The sequence below is a fragment of the Limnohabitans sp. TS-CS-82 genome, assembly GCF_002943475.1.
Genome location: NZ_PTQX01000011.1, coordinates 151,657 through 164,855 on the forward strand (window position 1 = coordinate 151,657; position 13,199 = coordinate 164,855).

Here is a 13,199-nt window from a genome sequence, read left to right on the forward strand (position 1 = left end):
ATGAAAAGAAGTATTCGGTTATATGAATATGCCCCTCTGTTGGAACGAACGTTTAGTCCGAGTGATTCATACATGATGGGTGTTATTCCTAATCTATTAGAGGCTCGACCTTACAAAGTTAGAACAAATGAGCTAGGTGCAATTTTACCTTCAATAGACAGATTCCAGTCTCCCAGAAAATTATCTGTGATCCTAGGTGACTCTGTCCCAGAATGCCTTTTTGTTGATGAAGATTCTCGTATCGAATCCGTTTTAAGTAAATTAAATGGAAATAATTCGTATTTAAATTTTGCATACTCTGGAGCTACATCATTAGATATATTAAATATTTTTTTTAATAAAGTCATTGCGCTTGCGCCTGCAAAGGTTTTCTTTATGGCAGGCGTCTTTGATGAAAAAATATCGAAAATAGGATTTTTTTCAAATGATAAGCGGGTGGCTACGGTCGATGGATTATTTGCTAATGAAGGTGTTTTTTTTAATGACTTTTTTAAGAGTCGTGAAGTTTTTCTAAAATGCATATTCTCTGCTTGCAATGATTTAGGTATTGATTGTTATGTCGGAACATTTGGGCATAGGCATCATCATGATGATCCTTACGAGAAATTTTGTAATTATAAAAATCCAGATGATAATTTATTATGCACTATCAATTCCCAGACAAAAAACTGGCTCACGATTACAATTTAAATATCATTGATTTTGAGAAAATATTTCTGAACTCATTTGATTTATATTATGATAATCATCATTTAACTAAAAAAGGTGCCAGTTTGATTGCAAATTATCTTCATAATGCGGGGTTTTAATTATGATCGACTTTAAAAATAATCTAAATTTTTCCAATAAGAAAGTGGTTTTCTGGGGCCGAGAAAGTAGTGTTGATGAGTTAATTTCTACGCAGTTATTTTCTGATTTAAAAGAGTATGAGTACAACTCGAAAGATGCTATTTTTGATTATTTAAAGGAGTGGGATGATATCGATGCGCACTTAGTATTGGTCGATGGACTAACTAAATACACTACTGAGGAGAATTATAGATTAGCATTAGCGAAATTGATTGGTTGCAAAGGGGTCGGTATTGCTATGGTGGTTGAAAATTTTGATCATCCAAGTCTCCCAGTTATATTTCGTTGCGCCAGGGTTCTTGGGATTTCTGACCATATAAATACTTTTCGCTTGGGTGGTCGAATCTATATTTATTTTGATAGAGGGATTAGTAATTTGGACACTATTTTATGGTCTAAGAATCCTGCGCCTTACATTGATCGCGTGGGGGATGGTGAAGTGACTGATATTATTACTGGTGCCATTAAGTCTCAACGACCGTTATCTCTGATTCGCGTAGGACACTGTGAGATTAGATTTATTGGTTACGATCAATTTTATGGTGTAACGGATGTTAACAAGTCTTCTCTTATTCAGTGGGGTAGTGTTGCGCCAGATAATTTTATTAGAAAAGTTAAGGAAGATCTTTCGAAATCTGTAATTAATTCTGATATTCTAGGTTTTAAAAGTCGCGTGACATTTAAGGTGGATTCTTTAGGTGTTTTAGACAACAGTGTATTTAGTTGTTTGTCCGCCATGTCACTTCTGCGATCAGGCCAGATTCAAACTACTCCTAATATTCATTTTTTCTTAGGAGTTGATGCTAATTTTATTGATGCAATAAAAAGCGCTACTAAGGTGGTTATTGTTTCACCACGTCAAACTGTTTTTGAGAAAATTAAAAGTATTGTTTCTGATCTGACTCAGGTGATTTGGTTTGATTTGCCTGGTGAGGCTAGAGTTGATGGTGTTAATGATTTGCATTGTCGAATATCGCGTTTTGTAGAAATTGAGACATTGTTGCGTAAAGAAGTTTCACCTGGTGTGTTGGTGTTAATAGGTGCTGGAGTTGCTGGAAAAGTTTATTGTGATATCGCTAAATCTTCTGGTGGCGTTGGTCTTGATCTCGGTTCAACTTTAGATGCTTGGGCTGGCGTTGATTCACGTGGTGCTGGGTTTTCTTCTCAGTTAAAGACGGCACTTAATTAATTTATCAATTCAATGGTACTTGTAACAGGTTGTGCCGGTTTCATTGGCAGTAATTTCGTCCACACATGGTTATCGTCATCAGACGAACCGGTGTTGAATTTAGACAAGCTAACCTACGCAGGCAACCTCGCCAACTTAGACCCCCTCAAAGACGACCCCCGTCATGTGTTTGTGCAAGGCGACATTGGCGACGCCACCTTGGTGCCACAGCTGCTGGCGAAGTACAAGCCGCGTGCGGTGCTCAACTTCGCGGCCGAGAGCCATGTGGACCGATCCATTCATGGCCCAGGCGACTTCATTCAAACCAACGTGATGGGCACGTTTAACCTGCTGGAGTCGGTGCGCGCTTATTGGCAAGACCTGCCAGCGGCCGAGAAAGAGGCATTCCGCTTTTTGCATGTGTCCACCGACGAGGTGTACGGCACCTTGTCGCCCACCGACCCACCATTTGCTGAAACCAAAAACTACGAGCCCAACAGCCCGTATTCAGCAAGCAAAGCCGCCAGCGACCACTTGGTGCGTGCTTGGCACCACACCTACGGCTTGCCCGTGCTGACCACCAATTGCAGCAACAACTACGGGCCTTACCACTTCCCCGAAAAGCTCATTCCCTTGGTGTTGCTCAACGCCTTGGCGGGCAAACCACTGCCTATTTATGGCGACGGCCAACAAGTGCGCGACTGGCTGTATGTGCAAGACCACTGCCGAGCCATTGCACGCGTCCTCGAAGCGGGCAAGCTGGGCGAGACCTACAACATCGGTGGCTGGAACGAGAAGCCCAACCTCGAGGTGGTCCACACCCTGTGCAGCGTGCTCGATGAGTTGCAGCCACGCGCAGACGGCAAGCGCTACGCCGAGCAAATCACCTATGTCAAAGACCGCCCCGGCCACGACCGCCGCTACGCCATCGACGCCCGCAAGATTGAGCGCGAGTTGGGTTGGAAGCCCGAAGAAACCTTCGAGACCGGCATTCGCAAAACCGTGCAGTGGTATTTGGCCAACCAAGCTTGGGTGGAGGGTGTGACCAGCGGTGCTTACCGTCAATGGGTGGGTAAGCAATACGGCGCTTGATCGTGTATATTTATTGCAACAAAAAAATATGCTTATTTGTTGCAAAAAATGACGAAACACACATCCTCTATTGACAGTCAGTTGATGCAATACATCGAGGTACAGGGTCAAGGCTGGGTTTTTACGCCCAGCGATTTTGCCGATTTGGGCAGCCGCACAGCGGTGGCTTCGGCGCTGATGCGCTATGCAGCCACAGGGCGAATTAGGTCGTTGTCACGCGGGCTTTATGACTGGCCCCGTGTTCATGCGGTGCTTGGCATGCTGTGGCCCGATGTGGCGCAGGTGGCGCAGGCGTTTGAGCGCAAAGATGGTTTGCGATTGCAGCCATCGGGTGCGTATGCGGCTAATTTGTTGGGGCTGTCCGAGCAGGTGCCTGCCAAGGTGGAGTATTTGACGGACGGGCCAACGCGCGAGGTACTGGTGGGTCCAACGCAGATTATTTTTAAACGTACAACGCCCAAAAATATGGCTTGCGCGGGCCGCTTGAGCGGGTTGCTGATTCAAGCGTTCAGGTTTTTAGGGCCTGAGCACATCTCGCAGCCTCGCATTGCTCATTTACGCAGTGCGTTGCCTGTATCAGAGCGCAGTGGAGTAATTGCTGATTTGGCTTGTGCCCCCGTATGGATGCGCCGTTGGTTGCAAGAGGTGGCGCAGCCGTGACGCGGCAGTTTTTGGCATTGTCAGATCAAGATCGCCGTTTGGCGTTTGACAACGCTGCCGTGGGTATGCGCTTGTCTCCTGTGATTTTGGAGAAAGACTTTTGGGTGTCGTGGCTGTTGGGCCTGTTGTTTAGCCAGCCAGAGTGGGCAGGTCAGTTGGTGTTTAAGGGTGGTACGTCACTGTCTAAAGTGTTTGGGGTGATCGACCGGTTTCGGAAGACATCGATTTAAGTTTGCAGCCTGCTTTTGTGGGGGCAGATGTGGCTGCGTTTGATGCTTTGCAGAGCCGCATCAAACGCGATGCCGCGTTGAAAGAGATGCAAGCTTTGTGCGCGGAAAAAGTGCTGCAGTTGGTCATGCCCACCTTGGAGGCGGTGATCACTCAAACGCTAGGCATTGCATCGAATGGCGCGTGGCTGCGTTTTGCATTGGATGCAGATGCCAAGTCGCCAGTTGTGTATTTTGCATATCCCACCACGCAAAAGGCGGGGTTTGAATATGTGAGGCCTGAGGTGAAGCTGGAGTTCGGCACCTTAACCGACCAGCAGCCTACGGGCTTGCACCCTGTGCGACCTTTGGTGGCGCAAAGTTATGAAGCTTTATTTGCAGATTGGCAATGTTCCGTGGTGGCTTTAGCACTGGAGCGCACGTTTTGGGAGAAAGCAACTATTTTGCACGCCGAGTTTCACAGGCCCAAGGGCACGGTCATGCCTGACCGCTATGCGCGCCACTACTTTGACATGGTGAAGTTGCTGCAGCATCCGCAGGCGCAGCAGATGCTGGCCAATGTGGCTCAGTGTCAGCGCGTGGTGGACTGGAAAAGTAAAGTATTTGCCCGTGCTTGGGCTCGGTATGACTTAGCCCAGCCAGGTACTTTTAAGCTGGTTCCACCGCAACCAAGGCAAGCAGCTTTGGCGCAGGACTATGCGCGTATGCAGCCGATGTTTATGTCGCAGCCACCGTCCTTTGCAGAGCTGATGAGGCAGTTGTCAAGTGCTGAAGATCAATTGAATAAAGTGTGAAATGAGCCAGACTGTCAGTTACTTATATGCTGAACACCGTGAATATGTTTCAGATAAGTGGGCTTCGTATTTACCTGTGTACGACAGGTGGTTTGCCCGTTACCAAGATGCGCCTATTAGTTTGTTAGAGGTCGGCGTTCAAAACGGTGGCTCGTTGCAAATATGGGCGAAGTATTTTTCCAATGCCAAAAGAATTATTGGCTGCGATATCAACCCCAAGTGTGCGCAGCTTGAGTTTGACGATCCGCGGGTTGCGCTGGTGCTAGGCGATGTCAAAGCCGCTGCCGTGCGTGAGCAAGTATTGGCGCACACAGAGGTGTACGACATCATCATTGACGATGGGTCGCATAAAAACGCAGACATTATTAAAACGTTCAAGCACTTTTATGCGCGGCTTGCCCCAGGCGGCATCTATGTGGTTGAAGACTTGCACTGTAGTTATTGGTCTAAATGGCACGGTGGTTTGTGGCGCTCCGACTCGGCGATGGAGTTTTTTAAAAGCCTGACCGATGTGGTGAACTTAGAGAGCTGGGGTGCAAAGTTGTTGCCGGCCAATTGGGTTGCAAAGCTTAAAACCAAACATCACAGCCGCTTTAAGCCGGCTGACTATGCGGATATTGAATCCATCTGTTTTTATAACTCGATGTGTTTGATTGTGAAAGGCCATGGGCCCAACAGCATCGGGGGCAGGGTGGTGGCTGGTGATGTGGCGTTGGTTCACACAGCGCTGCCAAAACCTGGCTCGGCCATGCCAGTGCCTTTTCAAAAGAAAACATTCAACAAACTCAAACTTAAAAATTGATATGACCAAACAGCGCAAAGGCATTATCTTGGCCGGTGGCTCGGGCACACGGCTTTACCCCGTCACGCAAGCGGTGAGCAAACAGCTCATGCCCGTGTACGACAAGCCCATGATTTATTACCCACTCACCACGCTCATGCTCAGCGGCATTCGCGAGGTGTTGATCATCTCTACCCCGCAAGACACGCCGCGTTTTACTGAGCTGTTGGGCGATGGCAGCCAATGGGGCATGCACATCGAATACGCGCTGCAGCCCAGCCCCGACGGCTTGGCGCAAGCCTTCATCATTGGTAAAAACTTTGTGGCCGACCACCCGAGTGCTTTGGTGTTGGGCGACAACATTTTTTACGGCCACGACTTGGTCAAACAGCTCGACAGCGCCAACCAGCGCACCAGCGGCGCCAGCGTGTTTGCCTACCATGTGCACTACCCCGAGCGTTATGGCGTGGTGGAGTTTGACGGCGAGTTCCGCGCCTTGAGCATTGAGGAAAAACCCAAAGCCCCCAAGAGCAACTACGCCGTGACCGGCTTGTATTTTTACGACGAACAGGTGTGTGACATTGCGGCTGATGTGAAGCCCTCGCACCGTGGCGAGCTAGAAATTACCGATGTCAACAAGCGCTATTTGGAGTTGAACCAATTGAGCGTTGAGATCATGGGCCGCGGTTACGCATGGCTGGACACCGGCACGCACGAGAGCCTGATGGAGGCCGCCAGCTTTATTGCGACCTTACAAAAGCGTCAAGGCTTGATGGTGGCCTGCCCGGAAGAAATTGCGTTTCACCAAAAATGGATCGACGCTGCCGCGTTGCAAAAGCTGGCGGCGCCTTTGGCTAAAAACGGCTACGGCCAATATTTGCTGAATATCTTGAAGGATTAAGGCGTTATATGGCTTATGAAAAACTAGCGTTGCCTGAGGTGCTGTTGTTCACGCCCAAGGTGTTTGGGGACGAACGGGGTTTCTTTTTTGAAAGCTTCAACGAACGCGAGTTTACGGGGGCCACCGGTTTTCAAGCTAATTTCGTGCAAGACAACCACAGCAAATCGGTCAAAGGGGTATTGCGGGGGTTGCATTACCAATTGCCGCCTCATGCCCAAGGCAAGTTGGTGCGGGTGGTGCAGGGTGCCGTGTTTGATGTGGCGGTAGATATTCGCAAAAGTTCGCCAAATTTCGGACGATGGGCAGGCGCTTTACTGAGTGCAGAAAATAAACAACAGCTTTGGATTCCACCCGGCTTTGCACACGGCTTTGTGACATTGACCGACACGGCAGAGTTCTTATACAAAACTACCGACTTGTATGCGCCCCAATCTGAGCGCTGCATTGCTTGGGATGACCCAACGATTGGGGTCGATTGGCATTATGGAGAGGCCCCCCAACTTTCAGCCAAAGATTTGCAGGGTGCAGCGTTGGGTGCTGCCGAAGTTTTTGAATAACCTCATTTGAGCGCGCCGTTCATCAGTTTTCTCGTCCCCCTGTTCAATCATCTTGAACAGACGCAAGAGATGTTGTCGTCGTTGACGGCCTCGTTGCCGGATGGCTTGAGCTATGAATTGATATTGGCTGACGATGGCTCTACCGATGGCACGAGAGATTGGCTTCGCGATTTATATGATCCGCGAATTCAAAAAGTATTAAATGGGCACAACCTCGGGTACGCCAAAACCAACAACATAGCGGCGGCTCGGGCCAAAGGCGAATATCTTGGGCTGCTGAACAATGACTTGGTGTTTAAGCCCGGGTGGTTGGAGCCCATGTTGGCCGCATTGCGAGCCCCCGCACTGAACGCTGGCATTGTGGGTAATTTGCAGTTTCGTGTTGCAGATGATGCGCTAGACCATGCCGGTGTTGTGCTGACGCCCAGAGGTCAGTTTGATCACCTTCGGATTGAACAAGACGACCCAACTCAGCCGGCCCGCGTTTATGTGGCAACGGGCGCTTGCATGCTGATGCGCAAAGCAGATTTCGATACGCTTGGTGGTTTTGACGAGGTTTTTGTTAACGGCTGTGAAGACATAGACCTGTGTTTGAAGATGAGAGCGGCAGGAAAAGAAATATATGTCGCGCCTTCGAGTCGCATTCTTCATCACGTCAGTTTGAGTCGCAGTCGCACGAGTTTGCAGAACGAGAGAAATAGCCAATACCTTTATGCCAAGTGGCGCAAAGAAATCAAGCTTCAGCTCATCAAATGTTGGGTGGCGTTGTTAGCGGAAGGGCCCAGCGCTTACGAGCCTTATATAGACGGGCAATTGACGCGTTCATTTTTAGCAAGTCCTCATATGGCTGCGATCACCCTTGCCGAGGCGGCGTTGTTGCGCGAAGAGGCGCGCTGGGCAAGCGCGCTCGACACGCCTGCTGTGAATGGCGATTGGCCTAGCCATGTGACGCTAACCGGCGTTGCCGAGGCGCCAAGGGGTGCAGATTACGTGGCGGGCAGCGAGTTCACGATGGACATCGATCAGCTAAAGACTGCTTGTAATTTTTATGTGTGCGGCCGTTTGCCACCAGACGTAGACGCGAGCGCTGTGGAGATCACTTTGTGCGTGAATGGAATTCAAGAGAAAACGTTTCGCTTGAGCAACGATCAAAACATCAATGTCGGCTTGGTGCAGCCACTCTTAAAGCCGCGTTTGAACAACCAATTCACCATCCAGTTAAAAGGGATCAACATCAAACCTTCGCTTTTGTTGCATCACTTTGTGATTGACGATCGGGTGATCAAGGTTGAGGCTTGGATGTGTCGGTAATGGATGCGGCCAAGACGTTGCATCTGGGGCGTGAGCTTGAAGGCGATTCAAACGCTATGACCTTGACAATCGGTCTGAAACACAATTTAATAATAGTTAGTAACTGTTAGGAGATTGAAATGCCCACCAGCGTCGCCTTAAGCCCGCACTTTGAGTCTTTTATCCGACATCAGGTGGACTCCGGTCGCTACAACAACGTGAGCGAAGTTGTTCGTGCAGGCCTGCGGTTGTTGGAGGACGCAGAAAACCAACAAGCCGTTTTGTTAGAAGCGCTGAAAGTCGAAATTGCCAAAGGCAAGGCCAGCGGCGCAGCGATACCGGCTGAGGACGTTTTTAACCGATTGAACGCAAAGTACAGTCAGCAAAGTTAGGCTTAAGTGACCATGAAGCTGCTGATTTCGCCTCTTGCCGCTAGTGATATTGAGGAAATTGGCGATTACATCGCCCAAGACAACCCAGCGCGTGCGATCAGCTTCATGGCCGAGTTGGAAAAGCAATGTCAAAAAATCTGTATCAATCCAAAGGGATACAGAAAACGCCCTGAGCTAGATGCCGAAATCAGGTCGTGTGCGTATGGCAGATACATCATTTATTTTGAAAATTCTCAGAGTTCAGTGCTGATTATTCGCGTGCTTCATAGTGCACGGGACGTTGGTTAACGGAGTGCGTACTTTGCACATTGCACGACAAGGACAAAAAGGGAGTCATTCATGACAGCATGGATTTGGCTAGGCATTTGACGACAGAAGAAACTTAGCATGATCATGCTAAAAATAAGCATGATTGTGCTAAATTCATGGTATGTCACTTGCCCATGCTATTTTTTCAGACCGCCAAGTCAGGTTGTTTCGCTGGCTGTTTGGTCAGCCAGAACGTTCATTTTTCTTGAACGAGTTGTTGCGTTTGACTGGTTTGAGTAGTGCATCGTTGCAGCAAGAGCTCAAGCGGCTCAGCCTCAGCGGTTTGGTGCAGAGCACACGCATGGGAAACCTGCGGGTGTTTCAAGCTAACCATAAGAGCCCCTTGTTTTCCGAGCTGGTTTCGCTGACGCGCAAAACTTGCGGTGTGGAAGCTGCTCTGATGGCGGCTTTAGAGCCTTTGCGGCCCAAGCTGGCTCGTGCATTCATTTATGGTTCCGTGGCCAAGCAGGAGGACACATCTGCCAGTGATGTCGACCTGATGCTGGTTGGAGTTGACCTGACTTTGTCCGAGGTGCTTCAATATCTGCAAGCAGCCGAAGATGCACTGGGACGCAAAGTGAATCCGAATTGCTACACCGTGCAAGAGTTTGAGAAGCGCCGAGTTGAGCCGGATTCATTCGTCAATAAGGTGTTGGCGCAACCGACCATCAATTTGATTGAAGGCAGTCCGCTATCGAAGTGAGAACCGCTTTATCGTGTTTCAGTGTTTGCCGCATACCTTGGGCTGGGCGGCACCTCGCTGGCGTGTGTTGGATGCAGCTCATCAAAAGCGAAACTTGGCCGAGTACGAAGGCTATTTGGACATCGAAGAAAGCATGGTGCTGGAGCTCGTGTCTCTAGTGCGCGACCTAATTAGTGATGTCGAGCTGTTGGTAGGTGAGTGAGTCATCCCAAAGTGATGCGAACCCCGAGCTAGAAGGGGATTGGAATGCCAACTAGCGTCGCCTTAAGCCCGTAATTTGAGTTTCTGCCTCTTAGCAGGCGCCTGGGTTTAGCCCCAACCGAGTTGGCGTTGGGCAATTTAACTTTTAAATAAGACCGCCATGTCACCCTTAATTCCCGTCGTTTTGTCGGGCGGAAGCGGCTCGCGCCTATGGCCGCTGTCTCGCTCTTTGCGTCCCAAACAATTCTTAGGCGTGACCGAAGACGCCTCGCTGTTTCAGCTGACGTTGCAGCGCTTGCAGGGCATCACCGCCGACGCCATGCGCCCCATCGTGGTGGCCAACAACGACCACCGCTTTTTGGTGGGCGAGCAGTGCCGCGAGGCGGGGGTGGAGCCGCACAGCATCTTGCTAGAGCCGGTGGCGCGCAACACGGCGCCAGCCATTGCGGTGGCGGCGTTGGCGGTGCTTGCCACTGGGGCCGACCCCGTGTTGCTGGTGCTGCCGTCGGACCACACGTTTGCCGATGTGCCGGCCTTTCACCACGCGGTGCGGGTGGGGCTAAAGGCGGCAGAGGGCGGTGCGTTGGTGACGTTTGGCATTGTGCCCACGCACCCCGAGACGGGTTATGGCTACGTCAAAGCCAGTTTGCCGCTGGATGCAAATGCGGCTGTGCCGGTGCAGCAGTTTGTCGAAAAGCCCGACCTCGCCACGGCGCAGGCCTATTTGAAGGACGGCAGCTACACCTGGAACAGCGGCATGTTCATGTTCAAGGCGTCGGTGTTTTTAGAGGAGTTGGGCAAGGCCAACCCCGCCATGCTGCAAGCCTGCCTAGGCGCATGGAACAACGCAAAAAAAGATCTTGAGTTTGTGCGCTTGGACAAAGACGCGTTTGCCAGCAGCCCCAGCGATAGCGTGGACTACGCGGTGATGGAGAAAACCAGCAAAGCCGTGGTGGTGCCGCTAGACGCAGGCTGGAACGATGTGGGCGCATGGTCGGCGGTGTGGCAGGTGTTGCCACAAGACGCGCAAGGCAACGCCACCCGTGGCGATGTGCTGCTAGAAGGGGCCAAGAACAGCTACGTGCATGCCGACAGCCGCTTGGTAGCGCTGATTGGCGTGGAAGACTTGGTGGTGGTCGAAACCTCAGACGCAGTGCTGGTGGCCCACAAAGACAAAGCGCAAGACGTGAAAAAGGTGGTGGACCGCCTGAAAGCGCAAAAGCGCCCCGAGGTAGACCAACACCGCGAGGTGTTCAGGCCGTGGGGCAGTTACGACAGCGTGGACAGCGGTGGGCGCTTTCAGGTAAAGCGCATCAAGGTGAAGCCGGGCGCGAAGTTGTCGCTGCAAATGCACCACCACCGCGCCGAGCATTGGGTGGTGGTGTCGGGCACGGCGCTGGTGCGCTTGGGCGACGAGACCAAGCTGGTGACAGAAAACGAGTCGGTCTACATCCCCGTGGGCATGACGCACGCGCTAGAAAACCCAGGCAAAGTTCCCCTGCATTTGATCGAGGTGCAGTCGGGCTCGTACCTGGGCGAGGATGACATTGTGCGGTTTGAGGATTTGTATGGACGGGTTTGACAGATAAGGGACTTGTATGGTGTTTAACTTTTTTGGTTTCAAGAAAAATCCCGTGGGTGAAGACGTGGCGGTGGCAGCGCCAGCTTCGCCTTCAGCCCCAATGACGTTTGATGAGGCCTTGGCTGCGCAAGCGGCGGCGAAGGCAACTCAGGCCGTGAGCGTTGTAGCGCCAACGGCCACGCCAACAACGGTAACCATCTCAATGCCAGAGATCGTGCCTGAGCCTGCCGCGGTTGACATCGTGTCAGAGGTGCTGGGCCAAATGGACACGATGAAAGCCACACGCGAAGATGTGATTGCCGCCTACAAAATTTTCTTGGGTCGTTTGCCCGAGTCGATGGAGGTGGTGGACCCACGCGTGGGCGTGACGCCTTTTGCGCTGCTGGTGGATTTTTTGGCGTCGAAAGAGTTTTTAGACCAAGCGCCTAAGTCGCAATTGGTGTTGGCGGTAGCGAAGAAAGTGCTGGATGCGCGTGGACAAGATGGCACGACCTCTGTGGTCCCGCCAGCGGTTTAAGTAACTTTTAAATACGTTTTCAAGATAGGCCTGTATTTAGCGGCCAAGGCTTCGGGCAAGAACTTTGCACCGTCGTTTTGGCCCTGAATATTGGGCCCTTTTTTTGCGCGTTCGCAGGCTAAGGCCAGCTGTTGCAGGGCGCTGTGTTCGTCGGGGGCGGCCCACCAACTGGGCTCGGTGAGGTGGGGGTAGTCGTTGGGGCCCACTTCGGCGCGCTGCCATTGCACCAAGAGGGCGTTGTCGGGGGTGAGGTAGTCTTGCGGCCCCGAAAAATCGGTGCTCACCACATGCAGGCCGTTTTGCAGGGCTTCAACCAAGGTGCGGCCAAAGCCTTCGCTGCGGTGTAGCGACAAATAGCAATTGGCGCTTTGGTAGAGGTCGGTCAACTCGCCCGGGCTGAGGGTGGCTGTGATCAGCTTTATGCGTGGATGTTTGGGCAGCCACGCCAAGGCTTGTGCGCCCAAGTGTTGCCAGCGGCTGACTTTTAAGAACAGATAGGCGTCGAGGTTGGTTTGCGCAAACTGCTCAAAGACGCGCAGCGCAGCTTGTGGGTTTTTACGGGCCAAGGTGGAGTGCATGTCAAACATGAACAGCGACACAAAGGCGTTGGCGGGCACGCCAAATTCAGCCCGAAAGTCGCGCCCCGTGGCGGGGTGCTGCACCACAGGCAAGGGCAGCGACAGGGTGAGCTGGCGCGATTTGTCAAAGAAGGCTTTTTGCACAAAGCGTGTGGGGCACCAAATGTGGTTGACCAGTTGCAAGGCAGGCGCGTAGCGGCTGGGAAAGTCGGGCAGTTCCCACAAAAAGTAGCCAATTTTTTGCTTGGGCTGGGTGAACAGTTTGGGGTGGGCTCGCGCAAGGTTGAGGCACTCCATGGCCGACATAAAGAACACGCTGGTGTCGTAGTCGTGCGTGGTGAGGTGCTGCCACGTCACTTTGATTTGGCCCTGCACGTCGGTGGGGATGTCGATCACCGAGAACGGAATTTCAAGGTGATCGAGCATGGCTGCAAAGGAGCGAAGGTCCTCGCCCAAGCCCATGGGAGAAGTGGCGTAGCCGACGAGGTTGAAGCCTTGATGCGAACTCATTGCTAATTTATTTACTTATAAAGTATTAATGTAACTTAAGATGAATGCTTTCTTAAGTGCAAATTGAGTCTTGGAAGCAGGGTCGTTT

The 13,199-nt window shown here is 51.2% G+C and carries 15 protein-coding genes and 1 pseudogene; 15 read left to right on the forward strand and 1 reads right to left on the reverse strand.

From position 1 onward, the window contains the following. The 15 genes and pseudogenes from C5F52_RS29745 to C5F52_RS20140 all read left to right on the forward strand — a co-directional run bounded on the left by C5F52_RS29745 (position 1) and on the right by C5F52_RS20140 (position 12,023). Positions 1–690 carry an SGNH/GDSL hydrolase family protein gene (locus C5F52_RS29745; protein WP_146100129.1) on the forward strand — a complete coding sequence of 230 codons (690 nt, stop codon included), beginning with the start codon at positions 1–3 and terminating at the stop codon, positions 688–690. Positions 691–811: 121 nt separating this feature from the next. Next, on the forward strand, positions 812–2,038 hold the full coding sequence (locus C5F52_RS20075; RefSeq protein WP_104800134.1) for a hypothetical protein: 1,227 nt from the start codon (positions 812–814) through the stop codon (positions 2,036–2,038). A 12-nt stretch (positions 2,039–2,050) separates the two neighbouring features. Then, the gene (rfbB, locus tag C5F52_RS20080) at positions 2,051–3,109 is read left to right on the forward strand and encodes a dTDP-glucose 4,6-dehydratase (RefSeq protein WP_104800135.1); all 1,059 of its coding nucleotides are present in this window, start codon (positions 2,051–2,053) and stop codon (positions 3,107–3,109) included. An 84-nt stretch (positions 3,110–3,193) separates the two neighbouring features. Then, a complete protein-coding gene (locus C5F52_RS20085; RefSeq protein WP_201747057.1) occupies positions 3,194–3,769 on the forward strand; it encodes a DUF6088 family protein in 576 nt (191 codons plus the stop codon). Positions 3,770–3,834: 65 nt separating this feature from the next. Then, a pseudogene (locus C5F52_RS20090) lies at positions 3,835–4,790 on the forward strand (nucleotidyl transferase AbiEii/AbiGii toxin family protein). A 1-nt stretch (position 4,791) separates the two neighbouring features. Continuing rightward, positions 4,792–5,592 (forward strand): bifunctional 2-polyprenyl-6-hydroxyphenol methylase/3-demethylubiquinol 3-O-methyltransferase UbiG, encoded by an 801-nt coding sequence (locus tag C5F52_RS20095; protein WP_104800136.1) that lies wholly within the window; start codon positions 4,792–4,794, stop codon positions 5,590–5,592. A 1-nt stretch (position 5,593) separates the two neighbouring features. Then, complete coding sequence (gene rfbA / locus C5F52_RS20100; RefSeq protein ID WP_104800137.1) at positions 5,594–6,472, forward strand: glucose-1-phosphate thymidylyltransferase RfbA; 879 nt, start codon at positions 5,594–5,596, stop codon at positions 6,470–6,472. Between the two features lie 8 nt (positions 6,473–6,480). Then, complete coding sequence (gene rfbC, locus C5F52_RS20105) at positions 6,481–7,029, forward strand: dTDP-4-dehydrorhamnose 3,5-epimerase (protein WP_104800138.1); 549 nt, start codon at positions 6,481–6,483, stop codon at positions 7,027–7,029. A 6-nt stretch (positions 7,030–7,035) separates the two neighbouring features. Continuing rightward, complete coding sequence (locus C5F52_RS20110) at positions 7,036–8,340, forward strand: glycosyltransferase family 2 protein (RefSeq protein WP_104800139.1); 1,305 nt, start codon at positions 7,036–7,038, stop codon at positions 8,338–8,340. Positions 8,341–8,459: 119 nt separating this feature from the next. Then, positions 8,460–8,711: a type II toxin-antitoxin system ParD family antitoxin gene (locus C5F52_RS20115; protein WP_104800140.1), complete on the forward strand. Its 252-nt coding sequence runs from the start codon at positions 8,460–8,462 to the stop codon at positions 8,709–8,711. Between the two features lie 12 nt (positions 8,712–8,723). After that, positions 8,724–8,999, forward strand: a complete 276-nt coding sequence (locus tag C5F52_RS20120; RefSeq protein WP_104800141.1) for a type II toxin-antitoxin system RelE/ParE family toxin — start codon at positions 8,724–8,726, stop codon at positions 8,997–8,999. Positions 9,000–9,141: 142 nt separating this feature from the next. Further along, positions 9,142–9,723 carry a transcriptional regulator gene (locus C5F52_RS20125; RefSeq protein WP_146100130.1) on the forward strand — a complete coding sequence of 194 codons (582 nt, stop codon included), beginning with the start codon at positions 9,142–9,144 and terminating at the stop codon, positions 9,721–9,723. A gap of 13 nt (positions 9,724–9,736) precedes the next feature. Then, positions 9,737–9,925: a hypothetical protein gene (locus C5F52_RS20130; RefSeq protein WP_236657941.1), complete on the forward strand. Its 189-nt coding sequence runs from the start codon at positions 9,737–9,739 to the stop codon at positions 9,923–9,925. Between the two features lie 159 nt (positions 9,926–10,084). Continuing rightward, positions 10,085–11,506: a mannose-1-phosphate guanylyltransferase/mannose-6-phosphate isomerase gene (locus tag C5F52_RS20135; protein ID WP_104800144.1), complete on the forward strand. Its 1,422-nt coding sequence runs from the start codon at positions 10,085–10,087 to the stop codon at positions 11,504–11,506. Between the two features lie 16 nt (positions 11,507–11,522). After that, a complete protein-coding gene (locus tag C5F52_RS20140) occupies positions 11,523–12,023 on the forward strand; it encodes a hypothetical protein (protein WP_104800145.1) in 501 nt (166 codons plus the stop codon). Here the strand turns inward: C5F52_RS20140 and C5F52_RS20145 are convergent. Then, positions 12,020–13,111, reverse strand: coding sequence for a glycosyltransferase (locus C5F52_RS20145; protein ID WP_104800146.1), 1,092 nt, complete (start codon positions 13,109–13,111; stop codon positions 12,020–12,022). The genes C5F52_RS20140 and C5F52_RS20145 overlap by 4 nt on opposite strands. Between the last annotated feature and the right edge of the window lie 88 nt (positions 13,112–13,199).